At 58.9% G+C, this 17,552-nt stretch carries 15 protein-coding genes and 1 tRNA gene; 11 read left to right on the top strand and 5 right to left on the bottom strand.

Annotated features, from left to right (window positions below):
• Positions 1–31: 31 nt before the first annotated feature.
• A complete protein-coding gene (purN, locus tag G113_RS04065) occupies positions 32–670 on the bottom strand; it encodes a phosphoribosylglycinamide formyltransferase (RefSeq protein WP_005893850.1) in 639 nt (212 codons plus the stop codon).
• The gene (purM, locus tag G113_RS04060; RefSeq protein ID WP_005893848.1) at positions 667–1,704 is read right to left on the bottom strand and encodes a phosphoribosylformylglycinamidine cyclo-ligase; all 1,038 of its coding nucleotides are present in this window, start codon (positions 1,702–1,704) and stop codon (positions 667–669) included. Before purM ends, purN begins: the two co-directional genes overlap by 4 nt.
• A 178-nt stretch (positions 1,705–1,882) precedes the next feature.
• Between purM and upp the strand changes: the two genes are divergently transcribed.
• The 3 genes from upp (at position 1,883) to hda (ending at position 4,499) form a co-directional block, all read left to right on the top strand.
• Positions 1,883–2,509, top strand: coding sequence for a uracil phosphoribosyltransferase (gene upp / locus G113_RS04055; protein ID WP_005893847.1), 627 nt, complete (start codon positions 1,883–1,885; stop codon positions 2,507–2,509).
• 182 nt (positions 2,510–2,691) lie between these two features.
• Complete coding sequence (locus tag G113_RS04050) at positions 2,692–3,705, top strand: DUF2066 domain-containing protein (protein WP_005893846.1); 1,014 nt, start codon at positions 2,692–2,694, stop codon at positions 3,703–3,705.
• A 92-nt stretch (positions 3,706–3,797) separates the two neighbouring features.
• The gene (gene hda, locus G113_RS04045; RefSeq protein WP_005893845.1) at positions 3,798–4,499 is read left to right on the top strand and encodes a DnaA inactivator Hda; all 702 of its coding nucleotides are present in this window, start codon (positions 3,798–3,800) and stop codon (positions 4,497–4,499) included.
• Between the two features lie 114 nt (positions 4,500–4,613).
• Here hda and aceA read toward each other — a convergent pair whose 3' ends face one another.
• From aceA to G113_RS04030, 3 genes are all read right to left on the bottom strand, one after another.
• The gene (gene aceA / locus G113_RS04040; protein WP_005893842.1) at positions 4,614–5,927 is read right to left on the bottom strand and encodes an isocitrate lyase; all 1,314 of its coding nucleotides are present in this window, start codon (positions 5,925–5,927) and stop codon (positions 4,614–4,616) included.
• A 74-nt stretch (positions 5,928–6,001) separates the two neighbouring features.
• On the bottom strand, positions 6,002–7,609 hold the full coding sequence (aceB, locus tag G113_RS04035) for a malate synthase A (RefSeq protein ID WP_005893840.1): 1,608 nt from the start codon (positions 7,607–7,609) through the stop codon (positions 6,002–6,004).
• A 1,097-nt stretch (positions 7,610–8,706) separates the two neighbouring features.
• A tRNA-Pro gene (locus G113_RS04030) sits at positions 8,707–8,783 on the bottom strand.
• Positions 8,784–8,990: 207 nt separating this feature from the next.
• Between G113_RS04030 and tadA the strand changes: the two genes are divergently transcribed.
• From tadA to G113_RS03990, 8 genes are all read left to right on the top strand, one after another.
• A complete protein-coding gene (gene tadA, locus G113_RS04025) occupies positions 8,991–9,491 on the top strand; it encodes a tRNA adenosine(34) deaminase TadA (protein ID WP_051106562.1) in 501 nt (166 codons plus the stop codon).
• Positions 9,492–9,750: 259 nt separating this feature from the next.
• Complete coding sequence (locus G113_RS04020) at positions 9,751–11,988, top strand: ABC transporter permease subunit (RefSeq protein WP_005893837.1); 2,238 nt, start codon at positions 9,751–9,753, stop codon at positions 11,986–11,988.
• Between the two features lie 14 nt (positions 11,989–12,002).
• On the top strand, positions 12,003–13,652 hold the full coding sequence (pstA, locus tag G113_RS04015; RefSeq protein WP_005893836.1) for a phosphate ABC transporter permease PstA: 1,650 nt from the start codon (positions 12,003–12,005) through the stop codon (positions 13,650–13,652).
• A 251-nt stretch (positions 13,653–13,903) separates the two neighbouring features.
• Positions 13,904–14,722 carry a phosphate ABC transporter ATP-binding protein PstB gene (gene pstB, locus G113_RS04010; protein ID WP_005893834.1) on the top strand — a complete coding sequence of 273 codons (819 nt, stop codon included), beginning with the start codon at positions 13,904–13,906 and terminating at the stop codon, positions 14,720–14,722.
• A 68-nt stretch (positions 14,723–14,790) separates the two neighbouring features.
• Positions 14,791–15,501 carry a phosphate signaling complex protein PhoU gene (gene phoU / locus G113_RS04005; protein WP_040318890.1) on the top strand — a complete coding sequence of 237 codons (711 nt, stop codon included), beginning with the start codon at positions 14,791–14,793 and terminating at the stop codon, positions 15,499–15,501.
• A 114-nt stretch (positions 15,502–15,615) separates the two neighbouring features.
• Entirely contained in the window at positions 15,616–16,335 is a 720-nt protein-coding gene (locus G113_RS04000) for an AraC family transcriptional regulator (protein ID WP_005893830.1), read from the top strand.
• A gap of 128 nt (positions 16,336–16,463) precedes the next feature.
• Positions 16,464–16,802 (top strand): tRNA-binding protein, encoded by a 339-nt coding sequence (locus G113_RS03995; RefSeq protein WP_005893829.1) that lies wholly within the window; start codon positions 16,464–16,466, stop codon positions 16,800–16,802.
• Positions 16,803–16,928: 126 nt separating this feature from the next.
• A partial coding sequence (locus G113_RS03990; protein ID WP_005893828.1) for a CNNM domain-containing protein occupies positions 16,929–17,552 on the top strand: 624 nt, incomplete at its 3' end.

The raw sequence follows: 17,552 nt of genomic DNA, 5'->3' as shown, positions 1-17,552 counted from the left end.
CCTTCCCGGCACCGCAGTGCCGGGCTCAGGTTCAGTCGTTGGCGTAGCCTGCCTGGCCAAGTAGCTCACCATCGAGCCAGGCCCCCGTGGCATCACAGCGCAACCTACCCTGACAGAACCACTGCACCACCAAGGGGTAGAGGCTGTGTTCCTGTACCTGCACGCGGGCCGCAACATCGCTCGCCTCATCCTCCGGGAAGATGGGTACCCGCGCTTGCAGCACCACGGGGCCGCCATCGAGTTCTTCGGTGACGAAATGGACGCTGGCGCCATGTTCCTTGTCACCGGCCTCGATGGCGCGTTGGTGGGTGTGCAGTCCCTGATACTTGGGCAGCAGGGAGGGGTGGATGTTGAGCATGCGTCCCTGATAGTGACGCACCAGGTCCCCGGTGAGGATCCGCATAAAGCCGGCCAGCACGATGAGATCGGGCTGGTGGCTGTCGATGCGGGCCATCAGAGCCGCGTCATAGGCCTCGCGGCTCTCGAAGCCCTGATGGGCGAGCACCTCGGCGGCGACACCTGCGTGCTTGGCCCGAACCAGACCATAGGCATCGGCCTTGTTGCTGATGACTGCCACGACCTGGCCGTCAATCCTGCCCTGAGCGCAGCCATCGAGTATGGCTTGCAGGTTGCTGCCACTGCCGGAGATCAACACTAGGATGCGGGTCATTTGATGATGACCTGCTCCTCGCCATCGGCGGCCTTGGCGATATGACCAATGTGCCAGGCGTTTTCACCCTCTGCCTTGAGTAGAGCCAGCGCCTTGTACAGCTCGCTGGCAGGCAGGGCGATGATCATGCCGACGCCACAGTTGAAGGTGCGATACATCTCAAAGCGAGTGACGTTGCCTGCTTGCTGCAGCCAGCTGAACACCGCTGGCCACTGCCAGCTCTGCTCGTCGATCACCGCCTGGGTGTTCGCTGGCAGCACACGGGGGATGTTCTCCCAGAAGCCGCCGCCGGTGATGTGGGAGAGGGCATGGATCTCGCACTCTTTAATGAGCTTGAGCACGGGTTTGACATAGATGCGGGTTGGCTCCAGCAAGGCGTTGGCCAGAGTGGTGTCACCCAGTGGCTGCTGCACGTCGGCCCCGGACACTTCCAGGATCTTGCGGATGAGGGAGAAGCCATTGGAGTGGGGGCCACTGGCGGCCAGGGCGATCAGGGCATCGCCGTCACCGACCTTGCTGCCGTCGATGATCTCGCTCTTCTCGACCACACCGACACAGAAACCGGCGATGTCGTAGTCATCCCCTTCATACATGCCAGGCATTTCGGCGGTTTCGCCGCCGACCAGGGAGCAACCGGACTGCTCGCAGCCCAGGCCAATCCCGGTTACTACGCTGGCGGCGGTATCCACGTTTAGTTTGCCAGTGGCATAGTAGTCGAGGAAGAACAGCGGCTCTGCGCCTTGCACTATCAGGTCATTGACGCACATGGCCACCAGATCGATGCCAACGGTATCATGCTTTTTCAGATCGATGGCCAGACGCAGCTTGGTCCCCACACCATCGGTACCGGAGACCAATACTGGCTCCTTGTAGCCCGCCGGGATTTGACACAGGGCCCCAAAGCCGCCAAGACCACCAAGGACTTCAGGACGACGAGTGCGCTTCGATACGCCCTTGATACGTTCAACCAGTGCGTTGCCGGCATCGATATCAACGCCAGCATCCTTGTAGCTCAGTGAGGTTTTGTCAGTCACGCGAGTAGTCCCCGTCATGTATAGAAGTGGAGGGTAAAATTCGGGGCACATTCTACCAGCCAGGGCCGAAAACCAGAAAGGAAATCGTTTGCGCGTTTTTCCCCGGAAAAGCTCTACAGCCAAGGGTTTTTATTGTATGATTCCGCGATTTTTCTTGCGGCAGTTAGAGGAGATAATAATGAAGGTCATCGAAGCCAAACACCCCCTGGTCAAGCACAAGATTGGCCTGATGCGCGAAGGCGACATCAGCACCAAACGCTTTCGTGAACTGGCCAAAGAGGTTGGCAGCCTGCTGACTTACGAAGCCACCTCTGACTTCGAAACGGAGAAGGTCACGATCAATGGCTGGAACGGCCCGGTAGAAGTTGACCAGATCAAGGGCAAGAAGGTGACGGTCGTGCCTATCCTGCGTGCCGGTCTTGGCATGATGGACGGTGTGCTCGAGCACATGCCGAGCGCCCGTGTCAGCGTGGTCGGTATCTATCGCGATGAAGAGACCCTGCAGCCGGTCCCTTACTTCGAGAAGATCGTCAGCAACATCGAAGAGCGTCTGGCCCTGGTCATTGACCCCATGCTGGCTACCGGCGGCTCCATGATCGCCACCATCGACCTGCTCAAGAAGAAGGGTTGCCACTCCATCAAGGTGCTGGTGCTGGTTGCCGCTCCGGAAGGACTCAAAGCCCTGGAAGCCGCCCATCCTGACGTAGAAGTTTATTGCGCCGCCATCGATGACGGCCTGAACGAAAAGGGTTACATAGTCCCGGGTCTGGGCGATGCCGGTGACAAGATCTTCGGCACCAAGTAAGCCCAAGACGCGCCTGGCCTGTCTCTGGGGTTAGATAACCCCTCACAAAGCCGACCCCTGGGTCGGCTTTGTCGTTTCTGCCGATCCCTTTCGTGCCGTTGTTGATGGGAGGCCGGCTTGCTGCTGAATGGGGCTTGCCGCTACCATAGAGCCACATCCTGTCCGCCAGAGAGCTGTTTCCCATGCATAAATTTCTGTTCGCCCTCTGTGGCGTCCTGTTTGCCTGCGTCCTGTCGGCCGCTCAGGTCAATGATCTTTACCAAGGCATGGCGCCAACCAGTGGCGACATGACGGCGGCCCAGAGTCAGGCTCTCTCCGAGGTGCTGGTCAAGGTGAGTGGCAAGCGCGACATCCTGGCGCAGCCTGACGTGGTCAAGGCACTGGCTGCCCCCCAGGAGTACGTGCAGCAGTACGGCTATCAGGATGAGGGCCAAGTGAAGATGCTCAAGGCGCAGTTCGTGCCCGCCAAGGTCAATGCCCTGATTGCGGGCAGCAAATATGCGCTGCTTGGTCCCGCCCGTCCGCAACTGGCGTTCTGGCTGGTTCAGGACGATGGGGAGCGGCGTATCATCTCGGATCAGTCCGGTGATGGATGGTCCCCTGTATTGCGCAGTCAGGCCCAGACTCTGGGGCTGCCAGTCAGCATCCCCTTGATGGACTTGGATGACAGCATGGCGGTCAGTGCCACCGATGTCTGGGGCCGTTTTGCCGGGCCTATTCTCAAGGCCAGTCAACGTTACGGTGCCGAGATGGTGGTGCTTGGCCAATTAGTGGCCCAAGGTGAAGGATGGACCCTGAATTGGGCCCTCTATGGTCCCAAGTCGGGGGCAACCGAGCAGCTGACCAAGGGAGAGGTGCAAGGTAGCCAGCAGGAGATCGCCACCGGTTTGGCCGATACCCTGGCCGGATGGCTGGTGGAAAACTATGGTGCTCGTCTTGGCGGCGTCAGCTCGAGTCAGGCGCTGCAGATAGAAGGAGTGCAGGGGATAGATGACATGATCAGCCTGCAAAAGCTGCTGCAGGGCATGGCGAGTGTCACTCAGGTCACCATAGGCCAGCTCAATGGTGACAAGGTCAACTTCTCCCTCACCTTGCAGGGGGACAGGGCAGAACTCATTCGTGGTCTGGAGTTGGAGCCCAGGCTGCAGCGGCTACCCGATGAGGGCAACCTGCGTTACCAATGGTCGCAGCCTTAGATGATGCCAGCGCCGGGCCCAGGTCCGGCGGTTCTCTATCTGGCCGAGCGATGTTACACTAGCGCACAAATGTCACAGTCAAAGCCCACCGAGTGAAGCAACCGGCCCAACTGTCTTTAGCCGTACAACTTCCGGATGATGAAACCTTCGTCAGTTTCTATCCCGGCAACAACGCCCATCTGATCACGGCTCTCAAGAATGCCGCCATCGGTCAGGGCGCACCTTTCCTCTATTTCTGGGGTGCCAAGGGCTCAGGCCGCTCCCACCTGTTACATGCCACCTGCGCCGAGGTCAACGCCCGCGATGCAGCCGCCGCTTATCTCTCGCTCGATCAGTTTGAGCAACTCGACCCCAGCATGCTCGATGCCATGGAGAGCCTGCCCCTGGTTTGCCTCGATAGCCTGGAAGCCATCGCTGGCAACACCCTCTGGGAACGGGCCCTGTTCGATTTTTACAATCGCTGGCAGGAGAAGGGAGAGGGAACGCTCGTTGTGACCGGCTGCAGCGCGCCGCGCAAGCTGGGTCTGCAACTGCCGGATCTGGCATCGCGCCTCGACTGGGGGGTCTCCTTCCAATTGCAGGAGCTCGACGACGAGGGCAAACTCAGTGCCTTGCAACTGAGAGCCGAGCTGCGTGGCTTCAAGCTGCCCATCGATGTGGGTCGCTTCTTGCTCAATCGCCTCTCTCGTGACATGCGCACTCTGCTCAGCACACTCAATCGACTCGATAACGCCTCCTTTAGCGCCAAGCGAAAACTTACTATTCCCTTTGTGAAAGAGATCCTCGCGCTGTGAGTTGATGCACAACTGCATGTGCATCACTTTCCATCCTTTGCGGTGGAGCAAAAAGAAACCCCGGCCTGTGCCGGGGTTTTTTGTTAGTGCCATGCAAGGCCGGTTGTACCTGCATTAATGGAACTGATCTTCTTCGGTCGAGCCCGTGAGGGCGGTGACGGAAGATTGGCCACCCTGGATGACGGTGGTCACCTTGTCGAAGTAACCCGTGCCCACTTCCTGCTGGTGGGCAACGAAGGTGTAACCCCGGCTGGCGGCGGCAAACTCCGGCTCCTGCACCATCTCGACGTAGTGCTTCATCCCCTCGCCACGGGCGTATTGGTAGGCCAGCTCGTACATGTGGAACCACATGTTGTGAATGCCCGCGAGGGTGATGAACTGGTACTTGTAACCCATGTCGGACAGCTCCTGCTGGAAGCGGGCGATGGTGGCATCGTCCAGGTTCTTCTTCCAGTTGAAGCTCGGGGAGCAGTTGTAGGCCAGGATGGTATCCGGGTACTGGGCCTTGATGGCTTCGGCAAACTTGCGCGCCTCGTCCAGATCCGGCTTCGCGGTTTCGCACCACACCATGTCGGCGTAAGGGGCATAGGCCAGACCGCGGGAGATGGCTTGATCGATGCCGGCTTGCACCTTGTAGAAACCTTCGGCGGTACGCTCACCGGTCAGGAAACCTGCATCGTAGGGATCGGCGTCCGTGGTCAGCAAGTCCGCCGCGTTGGCGTCGGTACGGGCGATCACAAGGGTCGTGGTGCCACAGACATCGGCTGCTAGGCGTGCCGCGACCAGTTTCTGTACCGCTTCCTGGGTGGGCACCAGCACCTTGCCACCCATGTGGCCGCATTTCTTCACCGAGGCCAGCTGATCTTCGAAGTGCACGCCGGCGGCGCCTGCTTCAATCATGCCCTTCATCAGCTCGAAGGCGTTCAGCACGCCGCCGAAGCCGGCTTCCGCATCTGCCACGATCGGCAGGAAGTAGTCGATGAAACCGGCGTCCTGCGGGCCTACCTTGTTGGCCCACTGGATCTGGTCGGCACGGGCAAACGAGTTGTTGATGCGCTCAACCACGGACGGGACCGAGTTGGCCGGGTAGAGGGACTGATCCGGGTACATGGTGGAGGACAAGTTGTTGTCCGCCGCCACTTGCCAGCCGGAGAGGTAGATGGCTTCGATGCCCGCTTTGGCCTGCTGCACCGCCTGGCCGCCGGTCAGGGCACCGAGACAGTTGACGTAGCCTTTCTTGGCGCCGCCATGGATCAGCTCCCACAGCTTGTCGGCACCACGCTGGGCCAGGGTATGGGCGGGGACCAGGCTGCCGCGCAGATTCACCACGTCTTCGGCGCTGTAGCCGCGCTTGATCCCTTTCCAGCGGGGGTTTTCTGCCCAGTCTTTCTCGATAGCCTGGATCTGTTGCTCACGGGTCAGTGCCATATAAGTTCCCTCTTTCATGATTTCACGTTTCCATTGATTTGTTATTGGCGGGCTCCGCTGGGGAGGCCCCTCATTCAGAGCCGCTCGTAACCGGGCAGCGTCAGAAAATCGATCAGGGTGTCGGCGCAGGTGATCTCTTCCATCAGCTCGCTCGCCTCGGCAAAGCGCCCGGCTTGCCAGCGTTCGGTGCCCACTTCCGCTTCGACGACCTTCTGCTCCTCGGCCAGCATCTGGCGGAACAGCGCCTTGGTCACCACCTGGCCGTTCGACAGGCTCTTGCCGTGGCGGATCCACTGCCAGATGGAGGTGCGGGAGATTTCGGCCGTGGCGGTATCTTCCATCAGACCGTAGATGGGCACGCAGCCATTGCCACCTATCCAGGCTTCCAGATATTGCAGGGCGATCCGGATGTTGGTGCGCATGCCTGCCTCGGTACGATCCCCCTCGCAGGGTGCCAGCAGGTCGGCGGCGGTGATGGGAGCATCCTGGTCGCGCAGCACCTCGATCTGGTTCTTGGCTCCGCTCGGGATGGCCGCATTGAACACTGCCATGGCGGTATCGGCGAGGCCGGGGTGGGCGACCCAGGTGCCGTCGTGGCCATTGCTCGCTTCCCGCTCTTTATCTGCTTTGACTTTCGCGAATACCTGCTCGTTGACAGCCGGATCCTTGGCCGGAATAAAGGCAGCCATGCCGCCCATGGCCAGGGCGCCGCGTCTGTGACAGGTCTTGATCAGCAGGCGCGAGTAGGCGGAAAGGAACGGCTTGTCCATGGTGACCACCTGGCGGTCCGGCAGGACGCGGTCAGGGTGGTTCTTCAACGTCTTGATATAGCTGAATATGTAGTCCCAGCGGCCGCAGTTGAGCGCGACTATGTGATCCTTCATCTGATAGAGCAGCTCATCCATCTCGAACACCGCCGGCAGGGTCTCGATAAGCACGGTGGCCTTGATGGTGCCGCGGGGCAGACCGAACTTGTCTTCGGTCCAGGCGAACACCTCGCTCCACCAGCGCCCTTCCAGATGACTCTGCAGCTTGGGGACATAGAAGTAGGGGCCCGAGCCCTTGGCCAGCAGCGCCTGATGGTTGTGCAGGAAATAGAGTGCGAAGTCGAACAGGCCGCCGGGGATGGGCTCACCGTTGAAGGTGACGTGTTTCTCCGGCAGGTGCAGGCCACGTACCCGGCAGACCAGCACGGCCGGATCGCGATTGAGGGTATATGCCTTGCCTTGCGGGCTCTGGTAGGAAATGGTGCCGTTGACGGCGTCGCGCAGGTTGATTTGACCCTCGATCACCTTATCCCAGGCGGGGGCGAGGGAGTCTTCAAAGTCTGCCATGAACACTTTGACGTTGGCATTGAGGGCGTTGATGACCATCTTGCGCTCGACCGGGCCGGTTATCTCCACCCGGCGGTCTTGCAGATCGGCGGGGATGCCGCGCACTGCCCACTGGCTCTCGCGAATATGGGCCGTTTCTGGCAGGAAATCCGGCAGCTCGCCGCCGTCGATGCGTGCCTGACGGGCGATGCGTTGCTTGAGCAGTTCTTTGCGCTGGGGAGCGAAATGTTCCACCAGTTCGGACACCAGAGCCACCGCTTCCGGTGTCAGTATTTGTGAATACTCGGGTTGCATGGGGCCTTCAATGCGAAGGCGATCACTGCAAAGGGCCTGGGCCGGTGCCGACATGGGGTCACTCCTGTGAAAAATTACATTTTGAACTAAATAACTACGACTAAAGTCGATCCCTGTTCACTGTCACCCTTGGATATACCAAGTGACATGTTTGTTAAGGTGCTGAAAATTATTAGTGTCGTCAACTTGTTTTTTAAAACGCCCGTTTTTTTAAGGTTGTTAAGTTTATGTTTTATATAGATTTGACTGAATTGAGCAAAAGCTCCATATAGATGAAAAAAACCTGTTGAGCAGTGACCCCGTAAGGGGCTCACTGGGAAAGGGGACTTGCAGTATTATGTTGTTAATTACGTAATTAAATTACAAATGCAAAGGCAGATCCCGACCTTACTCCAGACCTGCTATCCCGGGGTGTATGAGGCGGGTTTCTTGGCATCAGTTGGCGCAAGGCCTTTGTTGGTAAAGGGAAAAGTGATTTTGTTTAAAACTGGGGGGAGGGTGTGGTCAGACCACCACTCATCTTGAGGACGGGTATCAGATTGGAGCGCAATAACGTAGGTTTGTGTCGGATGCCAGCGAAGGCGGGGGCGGCCCAAGTACAACGGCATCAGTATAAAATTCTGGTTATTGTTTTATTCGCGAAACATGACACTTTTTTAATCAGGCTGACGAATCATGGGGACTGGGGGATCTCACAGAGGCTTAACTACCCCGCCAAAGGGGCTCAATACTCTTCATCGGGCTCGGCAAGATCGATGATGTCGAGCCGAACAACCTGTTCGTCGTCGGGTTCCTGGGGAGGGATATTAGATGGATGCTGGGTGGTCATGTCTGCTTGCCTCTGGGTAGATTGCAAGCCGGTGGGTAGGATCCTTACCCTGATTTCCGCATCCTTGTAGCGAGTGCCGGCACAAAGGCGCACATCCTAGCGGCTAATTTATAAAGGCTCAAGCGGTTCTGTATAAAATATACCCCGCCACTGGCTAAATTATTCATTAAGGGGTGGTTTCTCCCTGTAGCCGTTGTTCATCTTTGTGAAAGGCGCGGCCATCTGCCTACCGGCATCAGCCCTGTATGCCCAGACGAACAGAGGAGAAAAAGCACACAAAAAAATAGCCCAGTCGCGAGAATGGGCTATTTTCGGGGAATGATGGTCGGCGTGAGAGGATTCGAACCTCCGACCCCTGACACCCCATGACAGTGCGCTACCTGGCTGCGCTACACGCCGACTGCGTCAGCTTGGCTGACGGATGGGAAGTCTAATGAGATGGTCTTTGCGGCGCAAGTCCTTTTTTATCAGAGAGATGCCGATTGCTTCTTTATTGCGCAGACTAGATGTTTCTTGGGCTATGCGGGGGGATTTGGCATAATCGCCCCCCATTTTTAATGCCTGTTTACCCGTGTCACTGCCAAGGGGGAGAGTTTGGAAACCGAGATGTCAGCACAGGATGAAATCTGGATGAGGCATGCCATGACGCTGGCCGCCAAAGCCGAAGGGATGGGCGAGATCCCGGTCGGGGCTGTGCTGGTGCTGGGGGATCAGATAGTGGGGGAGGGATGGAATCGCTCCATCACGAGCCATGATGCCTGTGCCCACGCCGAGATCATGGCGATCCGCGCCGCCGGAGAGCATCTGCAAAACTACCGTCTGCTCGATACCGTGCTCTATGTGACTCTGGAGCCATGCTGTATGTGTGCAGGCGCCCTCATTCACAGCCGAGTCAAACGAGTTGTGTATGGCGCGACGGATCTTAAAACGGGAGCGGCAGGCTCTGTGTTCAACATATTGCAGGACGAGCGTCACAACCACCGGATAGCGCTGCAGGCAGGGGTGCTCGCCGAGGCTTGCTCCGCCCAGCTCTCTGCTTTCTTCAAGCGGCGCCGCGCCGAGCAGAAGGCGGCCAAGGTGCACCAGTCAAGCCACTCTGAACCCTGAGGCGAGGGCGGGGCCGGCCGCTCGATGCATGAATCAGTCATGGCCAGTTCAACTGAGCTGGCCATGGGGCACTCTCCTTCACTCGCTTCAGTCTGGTAATGTCGCCGGGCCATTGGTCTATTTTATTTTGCCATTCAATCCCTTGGCAGAAGGCTCGCCCACGAATATCGACCTGGAACAAACTCCCTCCCTCATGTAACAAAACTGTCATGCAACCGCCATATAATGCCGCCAAGCCTAGCTCACATTGAGGTTTTGCATGTCATCGGAATCTATTCACCTGATCATGGTGGGCAACAGAAAGCGCCGGATCAAGGACAAACTAGCCAAGTATGGCGTCACCGCAGGGGGAACCCTGGTGTTGGTGGCGCTCTTGCTCATCTTCTTCTATCTGCTCTATGTGGTGAAACCCATCTTCGACGGCGCCTCCATGGCCCCGCTCTCCAATTTCTCCTTGCCGGTCAAGGACAAGACGGCCCTGATCGGGGTCGAGGAACAAAACGAGATAGGGTATCGCTTCAGCGACAGGGGAGAGGTCAATTTTTTCGCGCTGCAAGATGATGCTCGCTTCAAGGCTGGCGAGGCCATCGGCCAGGCTCAGGTGCCAGGCGAGATCAGTGCGGTGGCGATCCCGACCCCGGGCAAGACCTACCTGACCTATGGCTTCAAAGATGGCAAGGCGCTGGTGGTTGAGCCCAAATTCAAGGTGAGCTATCCCAAGGATGTGCGACTGATTGAGCCCGTGCTGGGTTACCCCTTCGGCGAAGAGCCCATTGTGGTGGATCCCGAGGGCAAGCCGCTCAGCCAGCTGGTATTTGAGGCGGGCAAAGACAAGATGGTCGCTGCTGCCCTGACCCAGGATGGCCGCGGTGTCATGGCGGTGATGAGTGGCGAGGAGAACTTCATCTCGGGTGAGGTGGAGTGGACCAGCAAGAGCTATCCCATTCCGGCTCTGCCTCGCCAGGTCGATCAGATGCTGCTGACCCCTAACCTGCGTATCTTGATGGTGCGTTCGGGCAACCGTCTCTCCGTCTATGACATCCAGAGCCTCGACGACATCCAGCTGCGCAATGTGCTCGACATCAATGCCCCCAATGCCAACGTCACCCAGTTGGCGCTGCTGGCCGGGGCTTCTTCCATCCTGGTGGGCAATGACAACGGCGTTATCTCCCAGTGGTTCGAAGTCGCCAAGAACGGCAAGCGTGAGTTCACCTACATCCGTGACTTCAAGAGCGATGGCCCCGTGGCTCAGCTTGCGCCGGAGCAGTTCCGCAAAGGCTTCGTCTCGGCAAGCCAGGATGGCACCATCAACTTCTTCCACGCCACCGGTGAGTCCAAGCTGCTCGATGAGAAGATAGAAGGTGGCGGCTTCAATGGAGTGGCCATCTCCCCGCGCCACAATCTGTTGCTGCTGCAACAGGGCAACGAAATCAAGAGCTACTCGGTCGAGAACGAGCACCCCGAGGTGACCTGGTCCGCCCTCTGGCAAGAGGTGTGGTACGAAGGCTATCCCGAGCCCATGTATGTCTGGCAGTCTACCTCCGCCAGCAATGACTTCGAGCCCAAGTTGAGCCTGATCCCCATTTCGTTCGGGACCCTCAAGGCGGCCTTCTACGCCATGCTGTTCGCCGTGCCGATCGGTGTGGCCGGCGCCATCTACACCGCCTATTTCATGTCCGCCGGGATGCGCAAATTCGTCAAGCCGACGGTGGAGATCATGGAGGCACTGCCGACGGTGATCCTGGGCTTCCTGGCCGGTCTCTGGCTGGCCCCCATCGTCGAGGATTATCTGCCCGGCATCTTCATGATGCTGGTGATGTTGCCCCTCGGCATGCTGCTCACGGCCCTGGCCTGGCATGGCTTGCCGGGCAAGCTCAAGCAGCTGGTGCCAGATGGTTCGCAAGCCATCTTGCTCATCCCTGTGGTGCTCTTCATCGGTTGGCTGGCCCTGTCCCTGAGTCCCATGGTTGAGCACGCCTTCTTTGGTGGCGACACCCGCAGCTGGCTCACCAACGAGATGGGCATCAAGTTTGACCAGCGCAACTCCCTGGTCGTGGGTATCGCCATGGGCTTTGCGGTGATACCGACTATCTTCTCCATCGCCGAGGATGCGGTCTTCTCCGTGCCCAAACACCTTACCCAAGGCTCGCTCGCCCTGGGGGCGACCCCCTGGCAGACCCTGAGCCGGGTGGTGATCCTGACCGCGAGTCCGGGCATCTTCTCGGCGGTGATGATGGGGCTTGGCCGCGCCGTGGGCGAGACCATGATAGTGCTGATGGCCACGGGCAATACCCCCATCATGGACTTCTCCATGTTCCAGGGGCTGCGTACCCTGGCGGCCAACATAGCGGTAGAGATGCCGGAATCCGAGGTGGGCAGCTCCCACTACCGGGTACTCTTCCTCGCCGCCTTTGTGCTGTTTGTGTTCACCTTTCTCGTCAACACCCTGGCTGAATTCGTTCGTCAGCGTTTGCGTGAAAAATACAGTTCCCTGTAGTGAAGGAATCGACAATGGGTAAGTGGTTTAAATCAGGGGCCCCCTGGATCTGGATGACGGGCGGCGCTGTCAGTCTGAGTCTGGTCGCCGTGCTGGGTCTGTTGTTGCTCATCGGCTGGCGTGGTCTCACCTACTTCTGGCCGCACCCTATCTATGAGTGGCAGGTACAAGATGCCAGCGGTGCCAAGAGCACCCTCATCGGCGAGATCAATGACCGGGAACTGGTGCCGGTCGAGCAGTTGCGTGCTGCCGGTCTGGCCCTGACAGGGGAGGAACGCAAGGACTTAACCCGTTATCTGGTCAAGACTGGCAACCGTGAATTCGTCGGATTGGATTTTCGCTGGGTGCTGGAGACCGACATCCTGTCTCGCAGCCAACCCAAGGATCTGGCGGTACTCGAGCGCAGCACCAATGGCAACTTCTATGGCTACCTCAGTGCGGCCAGGGAAGATGGCAAGCTCATCACCACAGATCTGCACCCGGTGATAGAGCGGATGCTGGCGCGCAGCAATCGCCTCTCCGAAGAGGCCGATGCACTGCAAAAAGGCGACATAGGCAGCATCAACTATCAGCTCGAAAAATTGCGTCTCAAGGAGCGCAAGGCCGAGCTGGACGGGGAGGTGACCGACAGCCTCAAGGCCGACCTGGCCAAGCAGCGCGAGACCCTCAACGCCGACTATCAGGTGCTGGAGAAACAGCTGTTTGACCTGCGGCGCCAGGCCGATCGCGATGCCATCAAGGTGCGCGACATGCGCGGGGTCGAGGTCGAGATGCCCATGTCCAAGGTCTTGGACATCACCTGGCCCAATGAGATGAGCCTGCTGGGCAAAGTGGGTCACTGGTTCCATCAGATAGGCAAGTTTGTCAGCGGCGAACCCCGCGAGGCGAATACCGAAGGGGGCGTCTTCCCGGCCATCTTCGGCACCGTCTTCATGGTGATACTGATGGCCATCATAGTGACCCCGCTCGGGGTGGTGGCGGCCGTTTACCTGCACGAATATGCGGGCAAGAATGGCCTGACCAAGCTAATCCGTATCGCGGTCATCAACCTGGCGGGGGTGCCCTCCATCGTCTACGGCGTGTTCGGGCTGGGCTTCTTCGTCTATACCCTCGGCGGTTCGCTAGATCAGCTGTTCTACCCGGAGGCGCTGCCGAGCCCGACCTTTGGCTCTCCCGGTGTCATCTGGTCGGCGCTGACGCTGGCCATCCTGACCCTACCGGTGGTGATCGTCTCTACCGAAGAGGGGCTGGCGCGGATCCCGAGCACAGTTCGTCAGGGCTCCCTGGCCCTGGGCGCGACCCAGGCCGAGACCCTGTGGCGCATCGTACTCCCCATGGCGAGTCCGGCCATCATGACGGGTCTTATCCTGGCGATTGCTCGTGCGGCGGGTGAAGTGGCCCCCCTGATGCTGGTCGGCGTGGTCAAGTTGGCACCGACCCTGCCGGTGGATGGCAACTTCCCCTACCTGCATGTGGAGCGCAAGTTCATGCACCTGGGCTTCCACATCTATGACGTGGGCTTCCAGAGCCCGAACGTAGAGGCGGCCCGGCCACTGGTCTATGCGACCTCTTTCCTGCTGGTGACCGTCATCGTCGGGCTCAACCTGACGGCTATCGGTATTCGGAATCACTTGCGCGAGAAATTCCGCTCTTTGGAACATTGATGCGACTGTCCTGACTGATGTTGAGACAATGGATGAACAGTATGAACCTGACCGACATCACCGGCTTCGTAACCACTTGCGTGAAAAATTCCGGTCGCTGGAGCATTAATCCGGCGCCAGGCAGAGACTGAGGTCAGCGATGAGCGGCTTGATAGCGAGCCGCCATCCCTGCTGGCAACCTATTGCGGCCGCTGGAACATGTAGATTCCAGCGGCGCCAGACAAGATTTTGAGACTTTTTGAGGTAAACAGATGATCAACGTGACGCCGACTTCGACCCTGCACAAGGCCCTGGATCTGAGCAGCCTGACCCCGGAGCAGACCGCGCTTGAGGTCAAGGACCTCAACCTGTACTACGGCAATAAACAGGCGCTGTTCAACGTGAATATGAAGATCCCCAAGGGGCAGGTGACTGCCTTTATCGGCCCGTCTGGCTGTGGCAAGTCAACGCTGCTGCGCTGTATCAACCGGATGAACGATCTGGTGGAGATCTGCCGCATCGAGGGGGAGATCCAGCTGCACGGTCACAACATCTATGACAAGAATGTGGATGTGTCGGCCCTGCGCCGCCGGGTCGGCATGGTGTTCCAGCGACCCAATCCGTTTCCCAAGTCCATCTATGAGAACGTGGTCTATGGTCTGCGCCTGCAAGGCATCAGCGACCGGCGTCAGCTGGATGAGGCCGCCGAGCGATCCTTGCGCGGCGCGGCGCTCTGGGAGGAGGTGAAGGATCGCTTGCATGACAACGCATTCGGTCTGTCCGGGGGTCAGCAGCAGCGTCTGGTGATCGCCCGCGCCATCGCCATCGAACCGGAAGTATTGCTGCTCGATGAGCCGACCTCGGCGCTCGATCCCATCTCGACCCTGACCATCGAGGAGCTGATCAACGAGCTCAAGACCCAGTTCACCGTGGTCATCGTCACCCATAACATGCAACAGGCGGCGCGGGTCTCGGATCAGACTGCCTTCATGTACATGGGCGAACTCATCGAGTATGCGGACACCAACACCATCTTCACCACCCCGAGCAAGAAGAAGACCGAAGACTATATCACCGGCCGTTATGGCTAAGCACAAGGGACAAGGATGAGGGCCCATGGCCATCCTGGGATATAATCGGACCGACAAGGATTATTTGTATGGATAATATGAATCTCAATAAACACATCTCAGGTCAGTTCAATGCCGAACTTGAGGGCATCCGCAACCAGGTGCTGGTGATGGGGGGGCTGGTCGAGCAGCAACTCATTGATGCCATCGCAGCCATCCATGGCCAGGATCTGGAGGCGGCGCGCAAAATCGTCATCAATGACCACAAGGTCAACGGCATGGAAGTGGCCATCGACGAAGAGTGCACCCGCATCATCGCCAAGCGCCAGCCTGCGGCTTCTGACTTGCGTCTGGTGATGGCCATCATCAAAACCATCTCCGAGCTCGAGCGCATTGGTGATGTGGCCGACAAGATTGCCCGCATGCTGACCAACAACGCCAACAAGCCGCAACCGCCGCTGGTCTCCCTGGAAAACATGGGCCGTCGTACCATCAAGATGCTGCACGACGTGCTCGATGCCTTTGCGCGCATGGATCTGGACGCAGCCATCACCGTTTACAAGGAAGATGACAAGGTAGACCGGGAGTACGAGTCCATCATCCGTGAGCTGATGACCTACATGATGGAAGATCCGCGCACCATACCTCAGGTGCTGAACGTGCTCTGGGCGGCGCGTGCCATAGAGCGGGTCGGCGATCGTTGCCAGCACATCTGCGAATACATCATCTATTTCGTCAAGGGCAAAGACGTGCGTCACACCAAGGTGGACGAGATCAACGAGCTGCTCGGCAAATCCTGATGGTTTAAGCGCCGCGCAACATCGCAAAGACGGGGCCCAAGCCCCGTCTTTGCGTCTGGGCGCTGCGCTGTTAGCATTGAGCCTTTCCCCGGCCTTGATGATGGAGCCTGCTGCATGGAATCCTTGAGCCTTCGCCGCTACAGCGCGCAGACCACCAGTCACCGCCACGATCATGCCCAGCTGGTATTGCCCCTCGATGGCCCCCTCGAGATCGACGTGGCGGGCGCGGCCCGGCGACTCCAGCCTGGCTGGGTCTGCATCATTGCCCCCGGCGAGCGTCACGATTTTGCCGCCGATCCCGACCTGCATTTCCTCACCCAGGATGCTCACTGGCTGCCGCCCGCCCTGTTCGAATGCCCTTTTCAGCCCTTGAATGGGGATCAACAGCGCTACCTTGCCTTTATGCGTCCACTGCTTGAGCGTGGCCAGGCCCCCCTTGGCATGGGCGAACTCTGGCTGCGACTGCTCGGAAAAGGGCGGGGGATCAGTCCGCGTCTCACTCGGGTGCTGGCTCATATGGATGCAAATTTGAGCCAGCCGCTGACGACCGCGGAGTTGGCCGCGGTGGCTTGTCTGGGGATCAGTCGTTTCAATCAGTTGTTTGCCAGCGAGCTGGGGACCAGCCCGGCCCTCTATTTGCAGCGCCGCCGCCTTGGACGAGCGCAAGACCTGCTGCGTCTAACCGGCTTGGCCATCGGCGAGGTGGCGGCCCGAGTTGGATACCAGAGCCAGGCGGCGTTCAGTCAGCGCTTTCTCAAGGCGCTGGGAGAGACTCCTTCTGCGTGGCGCAGGCACCATGGCGGCGCAGGCTTGCCAAACGCGAACGGGGAATAACCCGGAGGATGAGTCGTTATCTGCGAAGTGATGGTTCACGACAAAAGATCGGCGCCTGGCAACAGCGCTCTGTCCCGGGGCATGACATGCTTGCCTGACGTGAACAACCAAGACGCAGGATGAATGAGATGGAAGAGATCAGCTGGGACGACTTTGCCAAGGTGGCTCTGATGGTGGGCACAGTGGTGCGGGTTGAGCCCTTCCCCGAGGCCCGCCGCCCCGCCTACAAGCTCTGGGTCGATTTTGGTCCCGACATCGGTGAGCGCAAGAGCAGCGCCCAAGTCACGGATCTCTATCGCCCCGACGAGCTGGTCGGCCGCCAGATAGTCGGGGTGGTCAACTTGGTGAGCAAACAGATAGGCCCTTTTCGTTCCGAGTTTCTGCTCACCGGCTTTTATCGCCCGGATGGTGCCGTGGTAATGGCCGTGCCAGAGCGAGCGGTGCCTAACGGGGCCCGTTTGGGCTAAGTATCACACTCATCGGCAGAAATCTGGTAAAATAGGACACCGATGTGGCGGCTATCATGCCACATCCGGCTCCAGAGGGGCCCAGTTAGCGTCTTGTGCCAAGACGGGTGTTGAAATAGGTTAACCATGAGTTTTGCCGATAGTTTATTTTTACTCCTGCTACTGATTGCCAGTAGCGTGTTTTTCTCCCTTTCCGAGATCTCCCTCGCCGCCTCCCGCAAGATCAAGCTGCAGGTGATGGCCGATGAAGGGAACCGCCAGGCCTCCAAGGTACTGGCCCTGCAGGCCCAGCCAGGCAACTTCTTTACCGTGGTGCAAATTGGTCTCAATACCGTCGCCATCCTCGGCGGTATCTTGGGCGAGTCGGCCCTGAACCCTGCCATCAAGACACTGATTGCGGGCGTTTATCAGGGGCCCTGGCTGAGCGAGATCAGCTCGACCGCCTCCTTCGTGTTCGTCACCAGCATGTTCATTTTGCTGGCGGATTTGATGCCAAAGCGCCTTGCCATGACCATGCCCGAGCGGATCGCCGTGATAGTGGTGCGGCCCATGATGTTGTTCGTGATGCTCTGGATGCCCCTGGTCTGGTTCTTCAACGGCCTGGCCAACTTGCTGTTTCGCCTGCTGCGCGTCTCCATGGTGCGCAACGACGAGATCACCTCGGATGATATTTATGCGGTGATGGATGCAGGCGCCGCCGCCGGTATCTTGCAGCGCGAAGAGCATCAGCTCATCGAGAACGTGTTCGAG

The organism is Aeromonas molluscorum 848 (genome assembly GCF_000388115.1).
Taxonomy (GTDB): domain Bacteria; phylum Pseudomonadota; class Gammaproteobacteria; order Enterobacterales; family Aeromonadaceae; genus Aeromonas; species Aeromonas molluscorum.
This window is presented reverse-complemented; position numbering and strand designations above follow the sequence as displayed.

Bases quoted from the DNA above. Each gene is read 5' to 3' on its own strand.
- purN (WP_005893850.1), bottom strand. From the start codon at position 670: ATGACCCGCATCCTAGTGTTGATCTCCGGCAGTGGCAGCAACCTGCAA.
- upp (WP_005893847.1), top strand. From the start codon at position 1,883: ATGAAGGTCATCGAAGCCAAACACCCCCTGGTCAAGCACAAGATTGGC.
- G113_RS04050 (WP_005893846.1), top strand. From the start codon at position 2,692: ATGCATAAATTTCTGTTCGCCCTCTGTGGCGTCCTGTTTGCCTGCGTC.
- aceA (WP_005893842.1), bottom strand. From the start codon at position 5,927: ATGGCACTGACCCGTGAGCAACAGATCCAGGCTATCGAGAAAGACTGG.
- aceB (WP_005893840.1), bottom strand. From the start codon at position 7,609: ATGTCGGCACCGGCCCAGGCCCTTTGCAGTGATCGCCTTCGCATTGAA.
- tadA (WP_051106562.1), top strand. From the start codon at position 8,991: ATGTCAGCACAGGATGAAATCTGGATGAGGCATGCCATGACGCTGGCC.
- G113_RS04020 (WP_005893837.1), top strand. From the start codon at position 9,751: ATGTCATCGGAATCTATTCACCTGATCATGGTGGGCAACAGAAAGCGC.
- pstA (WP_005893836.1), top strand. From the start codon at position 12,003: ATGGGTAAGTGGTTTAAATCAGGGGCCCCCTGGATCTGGATGACGGGC.
- pstB (WP_005893834.1), top strand. From the start codon at position 13,904: ATGATCAACGTGACGCCGACTTCGACCCTGCACAAGGCCCTGGATCTG.
- phoU (WP_040318890.1), top strand. From the start codon at position 14,791: ATGGATAATATGAATCTCAATAAACACATCTCAGGTCAGTTCAATGCC.
- G113_RS04000 (WP_005893830.1), top strand. From the start codon at position 15,616: ATGGAATCCTTGAGCCTTCGCCGCTACAGCGCGCAGACCACCAGTCAC.
- G113_RS03995 (WP_005893829.1), top strand. From the start codon at position 16,464: ATGGAAGAGATCAGCTGGGACGACTTTGCCAAGGTGGCTCTGATGGTG.